Here is a 13,915-nt window from a genome sequence, read left to right on the forward strand (position 1 = left end):
AAATGATAATTCATTTATCAGGGGCTGCTGTTGCCTGAATTCTGAAAACAAGCTGTCACTATTTGCAGGTGAGGGATAATTACATCCCGAATACAGTGCGCCGGGAAATTTCTCAGTGCATCCATCGAACGCAGGAGGTTATATGTCATCAACTGAAGCGACAAATAAAACGCCGGTAGTAGCTGAGAAAACCAATACGAAATCCACTCGTGACGAGCCTGTATTACAGGTTGAGCGCCGTGACTTTGTGGATTTAGTTCCCGAAAAACGTCCCCGCGTGCAGTCATTAAGAGGATTTGACGACTGCTATACCGATATTGTGGATTATATCGTGCGCTGTACGCATAAAATATGGGACGAGCGAGACGTGGGTTTAATTTACTCGCACTACACGCATAACTGCGTTTTATATAACGCGCTGGGCACCATGTATAACCGCGAACAGGTCGTGCAGGATACGTTACAGCGTCTGATTGCCTTCCCGGAGCGCCGCGGTATGGCGACCCAGGTTATCTGGAACGGTAACGACGTGGACGGTTTCTACACTTCGCACCTGGTAACCGGCACCGGTCGCCACACGCAGTTCAGCCATCTGGGCAAGCCGACGAACCGCACCTTTGTGACCCGCACCGTAGCGGACTGCATGATCCACGAGAACAAAATTTACCGCGAGTGGGTGGTCAGCGACAACATGGCAATGATGCGCCAGCTTGGCCTGGATACCGACGCGGTGGCGTACGGCATGGCGAAAGAGCAGTTTGATAAAGGCTTCCGCGTGACCGATATCGGCGAGAACCGCCGCATGGTAGGCCAGTATCCGCCGGAAATGGAATGCGACGTCTCCATCGCCCATACCGACACCGAAGAGCAGTGCCTGCGCTGGCTGCATGAGATCTACAACCGCCGCATGCTGGGCAAAATCAAAGCCGTGTACGCGACCAACGTTCAGTGGCACGGCCCGCTGATGAAAGAGCTGTACGGTCAGGCGGCGGTGATCCACCAGACGCTGGCGCTGATTGGCATGATCCCGGACGGCGCGTGGATGCCGCAGCACGTCTGCTCTAACCCGTGCGAAGAGGGCGGTACCAAGGTCGCGGTGCGCTGGATTATGGAAGGTCACCACCTGGGCTACGGCGAACTGGGCAAGCCAACGGGCGAGCGCCTGTTCGTGATGGGCATGTCCCACTACCACATCGTCAACGGCAAAATCGTCGATGAATGGGTCGTCTACGACCACCTGGCGCTGCTGGCGCAAATCAAACTGGGTCAAATGGAGGAGTAAGAGATGGGCGCAATCAGTGAAGCAGACGTGCAGTTTCTTAAACGCCCGCAGGGTCAGGACGCGCAGGCGGACAGGACGCTGACGGACACCGTTCATGATGTTATCGAACAGGTAAAAACGCGCGGGGACGCCGCGCTGCGGGACTTCTCGGCGAAGTTTGATAAAACCGTGCCGGAAAGCTTTGAAGTGTCGGCAGACGAGATCAAAGCGGCACTGGCGGATCTCGACCCGCAGACCCGCAGGGACAGCGAGTTTGCCATTGCCCAGGTGAAGCGCTTTGCCCAGGCGCAGCTTGCCACCATGAAGCCGCTGGAAATAGAAACGCTGCCTGGCGTGCATCTGGGGCACCGCATTATCCCTATCGAAAAGGTCGGCTGCTACGTGCCGGGCGGGCGCTATCCCATCCTGTCCGCGCCGGTGATGTCCATAGTGCCAGCCGTGGTGGCAGGCTGTGACGAGATTATTGCCTGTCTGCCGCCGGGCGCGCATCCGGCGATGATCGCCGTTTGCCACTTAGCCGGGGCGCACCGCATTTTTAAAGTCGGTGGCGCGCAGGCGATTGCCGCCATGGCATGGGGGACGGAATCTGTACCGGTGGTGGATAAAGTTGTCGGGCCGGGCAACGCCTTCGTCAACGAAGCCAAGCGCCAGGCATTCGGCAAGGTAGGGATTGATGCTCTGGCAGGCCCGAGCGAAATCTACGTGATCGCCGACGACAGCGCGAACCCGCAGATGTTAGCCGCCGACCTGCTGGCGCAGGCGGAGCACGACGTTCATACCCGCGTGGGGATGGCGACGACCAGCGAACGCATCGCCAGCGAAACCCTCAGCGAAATCGAACGCCAGCTGAAAACGCTGCCAACGGCGGCAACGGCGGGGGAAGCGTGGCGCCGTCAGGGGGAAATTGTGATTTGCCGCGACGAAGAGCAGCTGATTGCATGGGCGGACCATATGGCAACGGAGCATCTCCAGGTCCATACCCGCGACCCGCACGCCACGGCGGGCAAAATCCGCAACTACGGCTCGCTGTTTATCGGCCAGAACGCCAGCGTGGTCTTCTCTGATAAATGCTGTGGCACCAACCACACGCTGCCAACGATGGCCGCAGCGCGCTACACCGGCGGTCTGTGGGTGGGCGCATACGTGAAGATCTGCACGCACCAGTGGATTGATGACCACGGTATCGCGGCGATTGCGGAACCGGCAATTCGCCAGAGCCGTACCGAAGGAATGCAGGCCCACCGCCGCGCGGCAGAAATTCGTTTACGTCCTGAGGAAATTGAAGGGATCACGGGCGGCAAGCGGGATTAATCCGCCGCCAGGTGATAAGCGCCAGCGTCATCCACCGAGAAATTGTCGGATGACGTTGCGCTTATCCGACAATTTCTCGGTGTTGCAGGGGGATAAACGGCAGCGTCATCCCCCGCGTTAAGCTGGCATCGACTTACGAATAGACGTCAGCAGGATCTGTGCGGCAGGTGTTAGTGTTGCATCTACCCTGGTAAGAATACCGATGGGTTCTCCAGCTACCTGCGTCGCTATCGGCAGGGCCGTCAACGTCCCCTGACGCAAATCTTCTTTTACCGCCCCTGAAGGCACAAACCACACATAGTTATAATCCACGGTTAACTGGCGGGAAAGTGACGCAGAAAGTGTCTCAATGCAGGTGGCCGGGAGTTTGCAATTCTGGCTGGTCAGCAGCGTTTCAGCGTTCTGGCGCGGGATGGTTCCTTTCGGCGAGACGACAGCAGGCCACTCCATGACGCGGCTTAACGTGATATTTTCTTGCAGCAACGGGTGGCCGGGGCGGACTACCAGCTTCAGCGATTCTAAAAAAAGCAGCTCATAATTCAGCCCGGTCATCAGTTCCGGATCGGACATGCGCCCAATTCCCAGATCCAGCTCGCCGGATTTCAGCCCCGCCAGCAGCATCGTATTATTCATTGTGCCGACCTGAAGCGTGACGTCGCTTTGCTGCTTGTGAAACTGGCCGATAACCATCGGCAAAATACCCAACGCCGCGGTAGGGAGTGCGCCAATTCTGACAATGCTGGAAGCCTGCCCATCCTTACGATTAAGGGACTGGCCTGCGTGGTTAAGGGCATCAAGCACCTTCACCGCATGCGTCAGAAACTGTTCGCCGACCAGCGTCAGCTGGGCCCCAAGCCGACCGCGGTCGAACAGTCGGGCGCCGGTGAGCTGTTCCAGTTCGTTGAGCGTTTTAGACAGGGCTGGTTGGCTCAGATTGAGCGTTTCGGCCGCGCGCCCCAGCGTTCCCTGCTGGGCGACGGCCACGAAAGTATGTAGATGACGCAAGCGAATGCGCTGACTAAAGAGACCTTTTTTTTCCATAGCTGATGTTAAAAACAGACGGACCGCGGTGACAAGGTAAGTTGTTTGATTATGTTAACTTGCCTGCAAAATATCATTAACATTTAACCGTTTTTGGCAACAAGTCATCCAGCCGGGCGGGTAAACGTCATCTGCCGTCACGGCTACACATCAAAAAAGACGGTTTCCTTGTCGCCCTGTAGATAAATATCAAACGTATACACAACCTCATTGCCACGCTTTTCACGTTTGCCGATCAGCGAGTGGCGGCGAATTTCCCACTCGATAAGATTCAGCACCGGGTCTTCACTGTTGGCCGCTTGTTCGTCGGAGAAATACATCCTGGTATTCAGGCCGATGTTAATTCCGCGGGCAACAATCCACAGGTTCAGATGTGGGGCCATCATTCTGCCGTCGCGTCCCACGACTGCACCTGGTTTGATGGTCTCAAAGCGCCAGACGCCGCTGTCAAAGTCAGAGCAGGTACGGCCCCAGCCGCGAAAATCTGCATCGATTTTTTTCTCCTGCTGCTGGTCAGCAGGATGGTTATAACGCCCGGCAGCGTTGGCCTGCCAGAGCTCAATCAGCACATCCCGCACCGGCGTGCCCGACCCGTCGAACACTCGTCCTTCTACAACAATGCGTTCGCCTTCGGTATGTGAGTTAGTCAGGATATGGCTGAAATTTGTCTCAAAGATGTTGAACCCGGCAGCGTGCGGCGCAAGCCCGATATGCACATAGGGCCCGGCAGTTTGTGAGGCGGTTTCCTTTAAATAATCTTTCATCGTGCGGCCCCCTGCGTACGGTTTTCAAACAGCGTCGCGCGGTGTCCGCGCAGCACCAGATCAAAGCGATAAGCCAGACTGTCCAGCGGCACGGCGGCGTGGGTGTCCAGCTCGGCAATCAGCGTGCGGATCGCATCGTCGTTATTGATGGTTTTAACAATCGGGCACTGCTTAATCAACGGGTCGCCTTCGAAGTACATCTGGGTGATCAGCCGCTGGCCGAACGACTCGCCGGAAAGGGAAAAGTGAATATGCGACGGACGCCAGTCGCTGGCCTGATTCCGCCACGGATACGGGCCGGGCTTAATCGTGCGGAAGAAGTAGTAGCCGTTGTCATCCGTCAGCACGCGCCCGCAGCCGCCAAAATTAGGATCGATTGGCGCGAGATATTTGTCCTTTTTATGGCGATAGCGTCCGCCGGCGTTGGCCTGCCACACTTCTACCAGCGTGTTTTTCATCGGGCGGCCAAAGCCGTCGCGAACGTAGCCATGCACAATAATACGCTCGCCAATCGGCAGGCCGTCTTTGGCGTAATTCATGATCAGGTCATTATCCAGCGGATCTAAATCCTTTGCGCCGAACACCGGCCCGGTAATTTCTGAGAGTGAGTTTTGCAAAGAAATAAGGGCGTTACGCGGCGAACGCAGCACGCTGGTTTTATACCCCGGCGCAAAGGCGGGCGGGTGGGAATCATAATCGCGATGCACAAGCTCGCGGGGTTGCCATAGTTGAGACATAGCTGGCTCCAGTTGTAGGGTAGGTGGCTTATTGTTTTCACTACTGCCAGCGCCAGTCTCGGTTAATGAAATGTTAATTTAAAGTGATTTTATCTGCCTATTGCCATTACCGGGGGTTATGTATTCGGGGGATTACCATCACTCTTAGTGCAGCGCTGTAAAGCAGATCACAAAACGCAAATTCTTAGCCCTGAGTTGCCCGTCAGACTCTACGCTTTCAGCAATATCCACTGGAGACACGACATCATGGCGAACAACATCACGGCTGATGAGATTCGGGAAAAATTTTCGCACGCAATGTCGGCAATGTACCAGCAAGAGGTGCCGCAGTACGGCACGCTGTTAGAATTGGTTGCCGATGTGAATCTCGCGGTGCTGGAAAACGATCCGCAGCTGCAACAGCGGCTGGAAAACGCAGACGAACTGGCAAGGTTAAACGTGGAGCGGCACGGTGCCATCCGTGTCGGCAAAGCCTCTGAGCTTGCGACACTAAGACGCATATTTGCGGTAATGGGCATGCAGCCGGTGGGTTATTACGATCTCTCCCAGGCAGGCGTGCCGGTGCACTCCACCGCATTCAGGCCTGTCGATGACACGGCGCTCGCCCGTAACCCATTCAGGGTGTTTACTTCACTACTGCGCCTTGAACTGATCGAAAACGAATCATTACGTAAAAAGGCGGCCGCTATCCTGGCGAAGCGCGACATCTTCACGCCGCGCTGCCGGGCTTTGCTTGATATCTACGATAAGCAGGGTGGTTTGAATGAAGCTCAGGCCGAAGAGTTTGTCCGAGAAGCGCTGGAAACGTTCCGCTGGCACAGCCACGCGACGGTGGATACCGAAACTTATCAGGCTCTGCACGACCAGCATCGGCTGATTGCCGACGTCGTTTGCTTCCGCGGCTGCCACATAAACCATTTGACCCCCAGAACGCTGGATATCGACCGCGTTCAGGCGTTGATGCCGGAGTACGGCATTTCGCCGAAGGCGATCATCGAAGGGCCGCCGCGTCGGGAATTCCCCATTCTGCTGCGCCAGACCAGCTTCAAGGCGCTGGAGGAGCCGATTTTGTTTGCCGGTGAACATCACGGCACCCATACCGCGCGCTTCGGGGAAATTGAGCAGCGTGGCGTGGCGCTGACGCCGAAGGGGCGAGCGCTGTATGACGAACTTTTACTGGCGGCGGGCAACGGCAAAGACAACCTCAGCCATCAGCACCATTTGCGGGAGGTGTTCAGCCGCCTGCCGGACAGCGACGCGCTTCTGCGCCGCCAGGCGCTGGCTTACTTCCGCTATCGCTTAACGCCAACGGGGGAGATGCACCGCCACAACATCAAACCCGGCGACGACCCGCAGCTGCTGATAGAGCGCGGCTGGCTGGTGGCCCAGCCGATCACCTACGAAGACTTTCTGCCGGTCAGCGCCGCAGGTATTTTCCAGTCTAATCTTGGCAGTGACAACGGCGCCCGCAGCCACGGACATGCGAGCAGGGAAGCCTTTGAGGAGGCGCTGGGTGCGCCGGTGGCCAATGAGTTCGATCTCTACCAGCAGGCAGAAGATCGCAGTAAACGGCGTTGCGGTCTGCTCTAAACGCGCTACTCTGCTCGGGTGTCGTTAACAAGGAACAGCAGATGGAAAAGCCTGAAGTCCGGAGCGAGGATGCTCTGGTGGAGATAGCCCAGGGTAAACTTGCCGGAAATCTGGAAGGGGATGCGGCGGTATTTCGCGGTATTCCCTTCGCCGCTCCGCCCGTTGGTGAGCGCCGCTGGCGCGCACCGTTCCCTCCCGAAGCCTGGGAGGGTGTTAGATCGGCCAGCCAGTTTTCACCTGCCTGCTGGCAAAGCCTTGAGTATTGTAAAGCCGTCGGCGGCGGCGATCCGGGGCAGTTCTCTGAAGATTGCCTGTACCTGAACATCTGGAAGCCTGCTGATTGTGCGGGAAATAAATTACCCGTCATGGTCTGGCTGCACGGCGGTGGTTACACCATCGGCGCAGGCGGTCTGACTCCCTACGACGGCGCCGGGTTTGCATCGCGCGGCGTCATCCTCGTCTCAATAAATTACCGTCTCGGCCATCTCGGCTTTTTCGCCCATCCTTCGCTGGAAGGAGAAGATCCCGACGGGCCACTCTACAACTTCGCGCTGATGGACCAGATAGCCGCGCTGCGCTGGGTGCAGGAAAACATCTCCGCTTTCGGAGGGGCTGCAGACAATGTGACGCTGTTTGGCGAATCGGCCGGAGGCCGCAGCGTGCTGTCACTACTGGCTTCGCCGCTTGCCGCCGGGCTGTTTCACAAGGCTATCGTACAAAGCGCCTATACCCTGCCGGACGTGGACCGCAACATGGCGATTAAAAAGGGGATCGCGGTGGGACGCCATTTCGGGCTTGAAAACGCTACCGCCGAACAGCTGCGGGCGCTGCCCGCAGAGGCGTTCTGGCCGCTGGAAGCGCCGCTGAATATTGGCCCGGCCCCCATTTGCGGCGACCGCGTGTTGCCGGAGCCAATGCTGGACACGTTCTTTGCCGGCAAGCAGCATCCGCTGCCGGTGATGATTGGCAGCAACAGCGACGAGGCCAGCGTGCTGAGCTATTTCGGCATCGACCTTGCCGGGCAAATCGATCTGCTGCGCCGCGAGAAACGTTTCGGCCTTGGGCTGATTAAGCTGCTTTATCCGGGCGTGAAAGGCGACGTTGAGCTTGGTCGGCAGGTTTGCCGGGATATGGCATTCACCACGATGGGATTTGTGGTGATGCAGGCCCAGCAGCGCATCGGCCAGCCCTGCTGGCGCTATTACTTTGACTACGTCGCTGAGGCGGAACGGGAGACGTACGCCAACGGTGCCTGGCACGGCAACGAAGTGCCGTACGTGTTTGATACCCTGCATCTCACGCCGCCCGCATGCGATTATGTGACGGAAGATGATTTAGCCTTCTCGGCCAGGGCCTGCGATTACTGGGCTGAATTTGCCCGTAAGGCGACGTCCAGCAGCGACTGGCTGGAGGGCAAATTACGCTGGCCCGCCTGCACGCGCCGCCGCGACAGAACCATGCTGCTGGGGGTCAATAAACGGGCTAAATTTTCCATCATTAACCGTTTTATGCGTTTGAGGATGCAATTGTTTAAACGTGTGATGAGACATCATGTGAAATTGATGTAGGCCGTGTGTAGGGTTGCGTGACTGTCCACGCAACCGGAGGCTGCTATGAATTTTGATCCTGCCTGCGACAATATCGCCATCGTATTGTCCGCGCTTAAGCTAAGAAAATCGTCTGATGGATTAGACAAATACAACGAGCCGTACATCGTCGTGCTGGCGATGGACGAGCACGACGCCGGAAATACCCGGCTGGCTTACCAGCTGAAAGAGTTCCATAACGTTAAAGCTTACGAGCAGATTATTCTCGCCGGGGACGGGGTGATGCTCTACGGCCCGGCAAACCCCGGCTCGTTCGTCACGCTAAGCGTTATGGTGATGGAGTCTGACGAAGATTTTAAGGCGGTAGGGGCGCAGATTGACTCTGTTATCTCCCGGCTAAACGCTGGCCTGCCAACGACCAATGTGGCCAAAATGCAGCCGGGCGTTGCGGCGGCGGAAATGATCCTGCAAACGGCGCTGGGCGAACTTGCTGATGTGCTTTCCGGCAACAAAGATGATTATCTGCTGACGGTCAGCGGCACCTGGCTGAGAGATACGCCGACGCCGTATAAAATCGGCAGCTTTTCTACCCACCATAATGATTTCGCGGAGGCCACGCTGAAGGTTGTGCCGCTCATCCAGCAGCCGCCGAAACAACCCAGCCCCGAGAAATGGCGCGTTAGCTGATATTCAGCAGGCTTGTGCAGAACGCCGCCAGCCCGGCGGTGTTTTCACTTCCCTGGCGTACGCAAAGGCGATAGCTGGCCCCCGTTTTCACGCTGTGGCTAAACGGACGCACCAGACGCCCCATGCGTAGATCCTCTGCCACCAGCGTGACGTCGGCAATCGCAATGCCAAACCCCTGAATGGCGGCGCTGATGGCAAGATCCATGGTATCGAAATGCTGATTTTTGCTCATGGCTGGCCTGAGCGACGGGTCGCCTGCAAGCCAGAGTGACCAGTCGGTGCGGTCGCGGGTGGGGTGCAGAAAGGTTAAGCGCTGCAGGGCATCCTCTGCGGACTCCTCTTTGTGGAGCAGGCTTTCGCTGATAACTGGCGTGAGCGTCTCTTCAAACAATAGCGTGCCGGATTTGGCGTGCGGACCGAACACAATCGCTGCGTCGTAAGGCTCATTTTTAAAATTGATGCCGTGCTCGATAGTGGTGGTGAGGACTATCTGGATGTCCGGCGCGCTGTGCTCCAGCTCGACAATCTTCGGCACCAGCCAGCGCATGGCGCAGGTCGGAGCCTTAAGACGTATGACGCTGGCTTTGCGGCAGGCGCGATCGGTGACGTCCAGCAGGTTTTCGTAGGCGCTTTGCAGCTCAGGAAGCAGCGCGCAGCCCCGGTGGGTCAGGTGCAGGCCGCGGGCGTGACGTTCAAACACGGCAAACCCTAGCCATGCTTCAAGGGTAGCAATTTTACGGCTCACGGCGCCCTGCGTCAGGCACAGTTCTTTCGCTGCGCGCGTCAGGTTCAGGTGGCGGGCCGTGACGAGAAAAGCATCAATCGTGTTAAGCGGGATGGTACGACGGGTCATGCCGAACTCCTCTGAGCCATGCAATTTTTGCATGGCTATTATGACAACAATTCGGTTGTCGTGACAAGCGGGGCAATGAATAGTTATGCAAACAGAAGTCATAACAGGAGCGGCCATCACCATGCAGACCCCGGTACAACATCGTTCGAAATTGCCTGATGTGGGCACCACCATTTTTACCGTTATCGGCCAGCTCTCGGCACAGCACAACGCGATTAACCTGTCGCAGGGCGCGCCCAACTTTGCCCCGGACCAGAAGCTTGTCGACGTCGTAACCAAAGCGATGCTGGATAACCACAACCAGTACGCCTCAATGACGGGGCTGCTTGCGCTCAAAACCCTCATCGCGCAGAAAGTGGAAGCGCTTTACGGCGCACGTTATGACGTAAACGAAGAAATTCTGATTACCGCCAGCGCCAGCGAAGGGCTTTATTCCGCTATTGGCGGGCTGGTGCATCCGGGGGATGAAGTCATCTATTTCGAACCCTCGTTTGACAGCTACGCGCCCATCGTTCGCTTACAGGGGGCAAAACCCGTCGCGCTGAAGCTGGCGCTGCCTGACTTCACCGTCAACTGGGATGAAGTGCGGGCCGCCATCACGCCGCGCACCCGGATGATCATCATCAACACGCCGCATAACCCTAGCGGCCAGGTGTTTGGTGCGCACGATCTGGAAATGCTTGCAGCGCTCACCCGCAACACGGATATTGTTGTGCTGTCTGACGAAGTGTATGAACACATTGTGTTTGATGGTCAGCGGCATCACGGTATGGCGACGCACCCGCAGCTGGCGGAACGCAGCGTGATTGTTTCGTCGTTCGGCAAAACTTTCCACGTTACCGGCTGGCGTGTCGGGTACTGCCTGGCACCGGCGGCGCTGATGGATGAAATCTGCAAGGTGCATCAGTTCCTGATGTTTTCCGCCGATACGCCGATGCAGTACGCATTCGCAGATTACATGAAGGACCCGCAAACCTATCTGTCCCTGGGGGCTTTCTACCAGCGCAAACGCGATTTGATGCAAACTTTGCTGGCGGAGTCGCCCTTTAAGCTGTTGCCGAGCGCCGGGTCGTTCTTCCTGCTGGCAAGCTATGAGCATTTCAGCAACGAGTCGGATAGCGATATGGTGAAGCGACTCATTACCGAACACGGCGTGGCGACGATTCCGCTCTCCGCGTTTTACACTGACGGAACGGATAACAAACTGATCCGTCTCTCCTTTGCGAAAGATGAAGCCACATTACGGGCAGGCGCGCAGGCGCTGTGCCAGCTGAAGCCACGTTAAACAGGGGTCACAATGAAAAAATTACATGCGCTTGGTTTAGCCGTTGGGATGTTAACTACTTTTTCTACGCTGGCCGCAACCGAAATGCGCTACGGGGTGGAAGCTGAATATCCACCTTTTGAGAGCCGTAACTCTTCGGGCGAGCTGGAAGGGTTTGATATCGATCTGGGTAACGCCGTCTGTGAGGCAGCGAACCTGAAGTGTTCGTGGGTGGAAACGTCGTTTGATGCGCTGATCCCAGGCCTGATGTCGAAGAAGTTCGACGCCATCAACTCGGCGATGAACATCACCGAACAGCGCCGCAAAAGCATCGACTTCACCCAGCCAATCTACCGCATTCCTTCCCAGCTGGTGGGTAAAACCGGCAGCGTAATGGAAGCAACGCCCGCGGGCCTGAAGGGCAAAACCATCGGCGTGCTGCAAGGCTCCATTCAGGAAACCTATGCGAAAGAGCACTGGGAGAAGCAGGGTGTGACCGTTGTGTCTTATAAAGACCAGAATATGGCGTGGGGCGACCTGCTCAACGGGCGAATTGATGCGTCGCTGGTAATGTCGGCCGCGGGCCAGGCCGGTTTCCTCAGCAAGCCGCAGGGCAAAGGCTTTGGTTTTATCGGCAAGCCGGTGAGCGATGACACTATTCTGGGCAGCGGTATCGGTTTCGGCCTGCGTAAGGGCGATGCTGAAACTAAGAAGCAGCTGGATGCCGCAATCGAAAAAGTAAAAGCCGACGGTACGGTGACCACGCTTGCAAAGAAATACTTCCCGGGTATCGACGTCAGCGTGAAGTAATTCCTTTCTTTCTCAGGGTGGATGCCAGCAGGCTTCACCCTTCGAAGCCTCTTTTCTGCCGCCTCATTTTCATCCCTTTCTGCTTCTAATAAAAAAACTGTGCTCTTAAGGCGGATCCAGGACGACAACGATTGGATTAACAGTGAATTTTGTCTAGAGTGTGCGGTCGTAATGGTTGCAACATTTGCCGTAGTTCTGCCTCACGGGCAGAGCGAAATACATCGACATAAAAGGACGATTTCTCAGGCATGAACCGCAGACGTTTTATCAAAGCCTCTATGGCTCTCGCCGCAGCCTGCGGCACTCCGACCCTTGCCACGCTCTTCCCTCGCGCAGCCTTCGCCGCGGAATCTGACATCGCTGATGGACGCACGACCGCGTTCGATTTCTCGGTGTTACAGGCAATGGCCCATGACCTGTCGAAAAAGCCCTGGAGCGGTGCTCCGCGCCCGTTACCGGACACGCTGGCTAACCTGACGCCACAGGCTTACAACGCCATTCAATACGATGCAGCCCATTCGCTGTGGAACAATACCCATGACCGCCAGCTGGACGTGCAGTTCTTCCACGTCGGCATGGGCTTCAAGCGCCGCGTACGTATGTTCTCCGTGGATTCGTCTACGCAACAGGCACGTGAAATTCACTTCCGTCCACAGCTGTTTAATTACAACGACGCGGGCGTGGAGACGAAACAACTGGAAGGGCAGATGGATCTCGGCTTTGCCGGATTCAAGGCCTTCAAAGCGCCAGAGATTGCCCGCCGTGACGTGGTTTCCTTCCTGGGGGCGAGCTACTTCCGCGCCGTTGACAACACTTTCCAGTACGGTCTGTCCGCGCGGGGCCTGGCGGTCAATACCTTCACCGATCAGATTGAAGAGTTCCCGGACTTCACCTCGTTCTGGTTTGAGACGCCTAAGGCCAGCGACACCACCTTCGTGGTTTACGCGCTCATGGACAGCAAAAGCGTCACCGGTGCATATAAGTTCATCATCAACTGCGAAGAAAAACGCGTGGTGATGGAGGTGGATAACCACCTCTACGCCCGTGAAGATATTAAACAGCTGGGCATCGCGCCGATGACCAGCATGTTCGCCTGTGGCACCAACGAACGCCGCACGTGTGACACCATCCACCCGCAGATTCACGACTCCGATCGCCTGGCAATGTGGCTTGGCAACGGCGAATGGATTGCCCGCCCGCTGAACAACCCGCAGAAGCTGCAGTTCAATGCCTACCAGGATAAAAACCCGCAGGGCTTCGGGCTGCTGCAGCTGGACCATGACTTCGCCAGCTACCAGGACATCATGGGCTGGTATAACAAGCGTCCAAGCCTGTGGGTGGAGCCGCGTAATAAATGGGGCAAGGGTAGCGTCTGCCTGATGGAGATCCCAACGACCGGCGAAACGCTGGATAACATCGTCTGCTTCTGGCAGCCGGAAAAACCGGTGAAGGCCGGGGATGAATTAGAGTTTAAATATCGCCTTTACTGGAGCGGTCTGCCGCCGGTTACCACCGAGCTGGCGCGTGTCTATGCGACCCGTACCGGTATGGGGAGTTTCCCTGAAGGCTGGGCGCCGGGCGAGCACTTCCCGGATAAATGGTCCCGTCGTTTCGCCATCGACTTTGTGGGCGGCGATCTGAAAGCCGCTGCGCCGAAGGGCATTGAGCCGGTGATCACGCTATCTAACGGTGAAGCGAAGCAGGTAGAAATCCTCTACGTGGAGCCGTTCGACGGCTACCGCATTCTGTTCGACTGGTACCCAACGGATGACTCTACCGCGCCGGTAGATATGCGCATGTTCCTGCGCTGTCAGGGGGATGCTATCAGTGAAACATGGCTGTATCAGTACTTCCCACCGGCGCCGGAGAAGCGTAATTACGTTGATGACCGCGTGATGAAATAAACAAGAACCCCGCTGATGATGCGGGGTTTTTTATGTAGGGCGGGTAAGCAATTGCGTCACCCGCCGGTAGTGGTTTGGCGTCCCTCCGGGAACCAAATCCCGATGTTTGCCCTAATTCATTGACT

The 13,915-nt window shown here is 56.8% G+C and carries 12 protein-coding genes; 8 read left to right on the top strand and 4 right to left on the bottom strand.

What is annotated here, in order from left to right; genetic code table 11:
- Positions 1–142: 142 nt before the first annotated feature.
- Together HYQ67_RS10560 and hisD are read left to right on the top strand one after the other, a co-directional pair.
- Positions 143–1,282 carry a nuclear transport factor 2 family protein gene (locus HYQ67_RS10560; protein ID WP_202303646.1) on the top strand — a complete coding sequence of 380 codons (1,140 nt, stop codon included), beginning with the start codon at positions 143–145 and terminating at the stop codon, positions 1,280–1,282.
- A gap of 3 nt (positions 1,283–1,285) precedes the next feature.
- Positions 1,286–2,593 carry a histidinol dehydrogenase gene (gene hisD, locus HYQ67_RS10565; protein ID WP_202303647.1) on the top strand — a complete coding sequence of 436 codons (1,308 nt, stop codon included), beginning with the start codon at positions 1,286–1,288 and terminating at the stop codon, positions 2,591–2,593.
- Between the two features lie 117 nt (positions 2,594–2,710).
- On the opposite strand, the gene HYQ67_RS10570 is transcribed toward hisD, so the two are convergent.
- The 3 genes from HYQ67_RS10570 to pcaH form a co-directional block, all read right to left on the bottom strand.
- Complete coding sequence (locus tag HYQ67_RS10570; RefSeq protein WP_202303648.1) at positions 2,711–3,634, bottom strand: LysR substrate-binding domain-containing protein; 924 nt, start codon at positions 3,632–3,634, stop codon at positions 2,711–2,713.
- Between the two features lie 143 nt (positions 3,635–3,777).
- Complete coding sequence (gene pcaG / locus HYQ67_RS10575; protein WP_202303649.1) at positions 3,778–4,398, bottom strand: protocatechuate 3,4-dioxygenase subunit alpha; 621 nt, start codon at positions 4,396–4,398, stop codon at positions 3,778–3,780.
- Positions 4,395–5,135: a protocatechuate 3,4-dioxygenase subunit beta gene (pcaH, locus tag HYQ67_RS10580; protein ID WP_202303650.1), complete on the bottom strand. Its 741-nt coding sequence runs from the start codon at positions 5,133–5,135 to the stop codon at positions 4,395–4,397. The genes pcaG and pcaH overlap by 4 nt, the downstream gene beginning before the upstream one ends.
- 246 nt (positions 5,136–5,381) lie before the next feature.
- Here pcaH and hglS point away from each other — a divergent pair, with 246 nt between their 5' ends.
- From hglS to HYQ67_RS10595, 3 genes are read left to right on the top strand one after another with little or no spacing between them, the layout of a single operon-like run.
- Complete coding sequence (hglS, locus tag HYQ67_RS10585) at positions 5,382–6,725, top strand: 2-oxoadipate dioxygenase/decarboxylase HglS (RefSeq protein WP_202303651.1); 1,344 nt, start codon at positions 5,382–5,384, stop codon at positions 6,723–6,725.
- A gap of 41 nt (positions 6,726–6,766) precedes the next feature.
- The gene (locus HYQ67_RS10590) at positions 6,767–8,293 is read left to right on the top strand and encodes a carboxylesterase/lipase family protein (RefSeq protein WP_202303652.1); all 1,527 of its coding nucleotides are present in this window, start codon (positions 6,767–6,769) and stop codon (positions 8,291–8,293) included.
- Between the two features lie 45 nt (positions 8,294–8,338).
- Positions 8,339–8,959 carry a hypothetical protein gene (locus HYQ67_RS10595; RefSeq protein WP_202303653.1) on the top strand — a complete coding sequence of 207 codons (621 nt, stop codon included), beginning with the start codon at positions 8,339–8,341 and terminating at the stop codon, positions 8,957–8,959.
- Here the strand turns inward: HYQ67_RS10595 and HYQ67_RS10600 are convergent.
- A complete protein-coding gene (locus HYQ67_RS10600) occupies positions 8,952–9,812 on the bottom strand; it encodes a LysR substrate-binding domain-containing protein (protein ID WP_202303654.1) in 861 nt (286 codons plus the stop codon). The genes HYQ67_RS10595 and HYQ67_RS10600 overlap by 8 nt on opposite strands.
- A 115-nt stretch (positions 9,813–9,927) precedes the next feature.
- Here HYQ67_RS10600 and HYQ67_RS10605 point away from each other — a divergent pair, with 115 nt between their 5' ends.
- The 3 genes from HYQ67_RS10605 to HYQ67_RS10615 all read left to right on the top strand — a co-directional run bounded on the left by HYQ67_RS10605 (position 9,928) and on the right by HYQ67_RS10615 (position 13,790).
- Entirely contained in the window at positions 9,928–11,097 is a 1,170-nt protein-coding gene (locus HYQ67_RS10605; protein ID WP_202303692.1) for a methionine aminotransferase, read from the top strand.
- Positions 11,098–11,109: 12 nt separating this feature from the next.
- Positions 11,110–11,886 (top strand): ABC transporter substrate-binding protein, encoded by a 777-nt coding sequence (locus HYQ67_RS10610; protein WP_202303655.1) that lies wholly within the window; start codon positions 11,110–11,112, stop codon positions 11,884–11,886.
- Positions 11,887–12,134: 248 nt separating this feature from the next.
- Positions 12,135–13,790 (top strand): glucan biosynthesis protein D, encoded by a 1,656-nt coding sequence (locus HYQ67_RS10615; RefSeq protein ID WP_202303656.1) that lies wholly within the window; start codon positions 12,135–12,137, stop codon positions 13,788–13,790.
- Positions 13,791–13,915: the final 125 nt, after the last annotated feature.

It is taken from the genome of Dryocola clanedunensis subsp. sulfonylureivorans, assembly GCF_016756775.1.
Taxonomy (GTDB): domain Bacteria; phylum Pseudomonadota; class Gammaproteobacteria; order Enterobacterales; family Enterobacteriaceae; genus Dryocola; species Dryocola clanedunensis.

Coding starts and splice junctions, on each gene's coding strand:
- hisD (WP_202303647.1), top strand. CDS start 1,286: ATGGGCGCAATCAGTGAAGCAGACGTGCAGTTTCTTAAACGCCCGCAG.
- HYQ67_RS10570 (WP_202303648.1), bottom strand. CDS start 3,634: ATGGAAAAAAAAGGTCTCTTTAGTCAGCGCATTCGCTTGCGTCATCTA.
- HYQ67_RS10610 (WP_202303655.1), top strand. CDS start 11,110: ATGAAAAAATTACATGCGCTTGGTTTAGCCGTTGGGATGTTAACTACT.
- hglS (WP_202303651.1), top strand. CDS start 5,382: ATGGCGAACAACATCACGGCTGATGAGATTCGGGAAAAATTTTCGCAC.
- HYQ67_RS10600 (WP_202303654.1), bottom strand. CDS start 9,812: ATGACCCGTCGTACCATCCCGCTTAACACGATTGATGCTTTTCTCGTC.
- HYQ67_RS10590 (WP_202303652.1), top strand. CDS start 6,767: ATGGAAAAGCCTGAAGTCCGGAGCGAGGATGCTCTGGTGGAGATAGCC.
- HYQ67_RS10595 (WP_202303653.1), top strand. CDS start 8,339: ATGAATTTTGATCCTGCCTGCGACAATATCGCCATCGTATTGTCCGCG.
- HYQ67_RS10560 (WP_202303646.1), top strand. CDS start 143: ATGTCATCAACTGAAGCGACAAATAAAACGCCGGTAGTAGCTGAGAAA.
- pcaG (WP_202303649.1), bottom strand. CDS start 4,398: ATGAAAGATTATTTAAAGGAAACCGCCTCACAAACTGCCGGGCCCTAT.
- pcaH (WP_202303650.1), bottom strand. CDS start 5,135: ATGTCTCAACTATGGCAACCCCGCGAGCTTGTGCATCGCGATTATGAT.
- HYQ67_RS10615 (WP_202303656.1), top strand. CDS start 12,135: ATGAACCGCAGACGTTTTATCAAAGCCTCTATGGCTCTCGCCGCAGCC.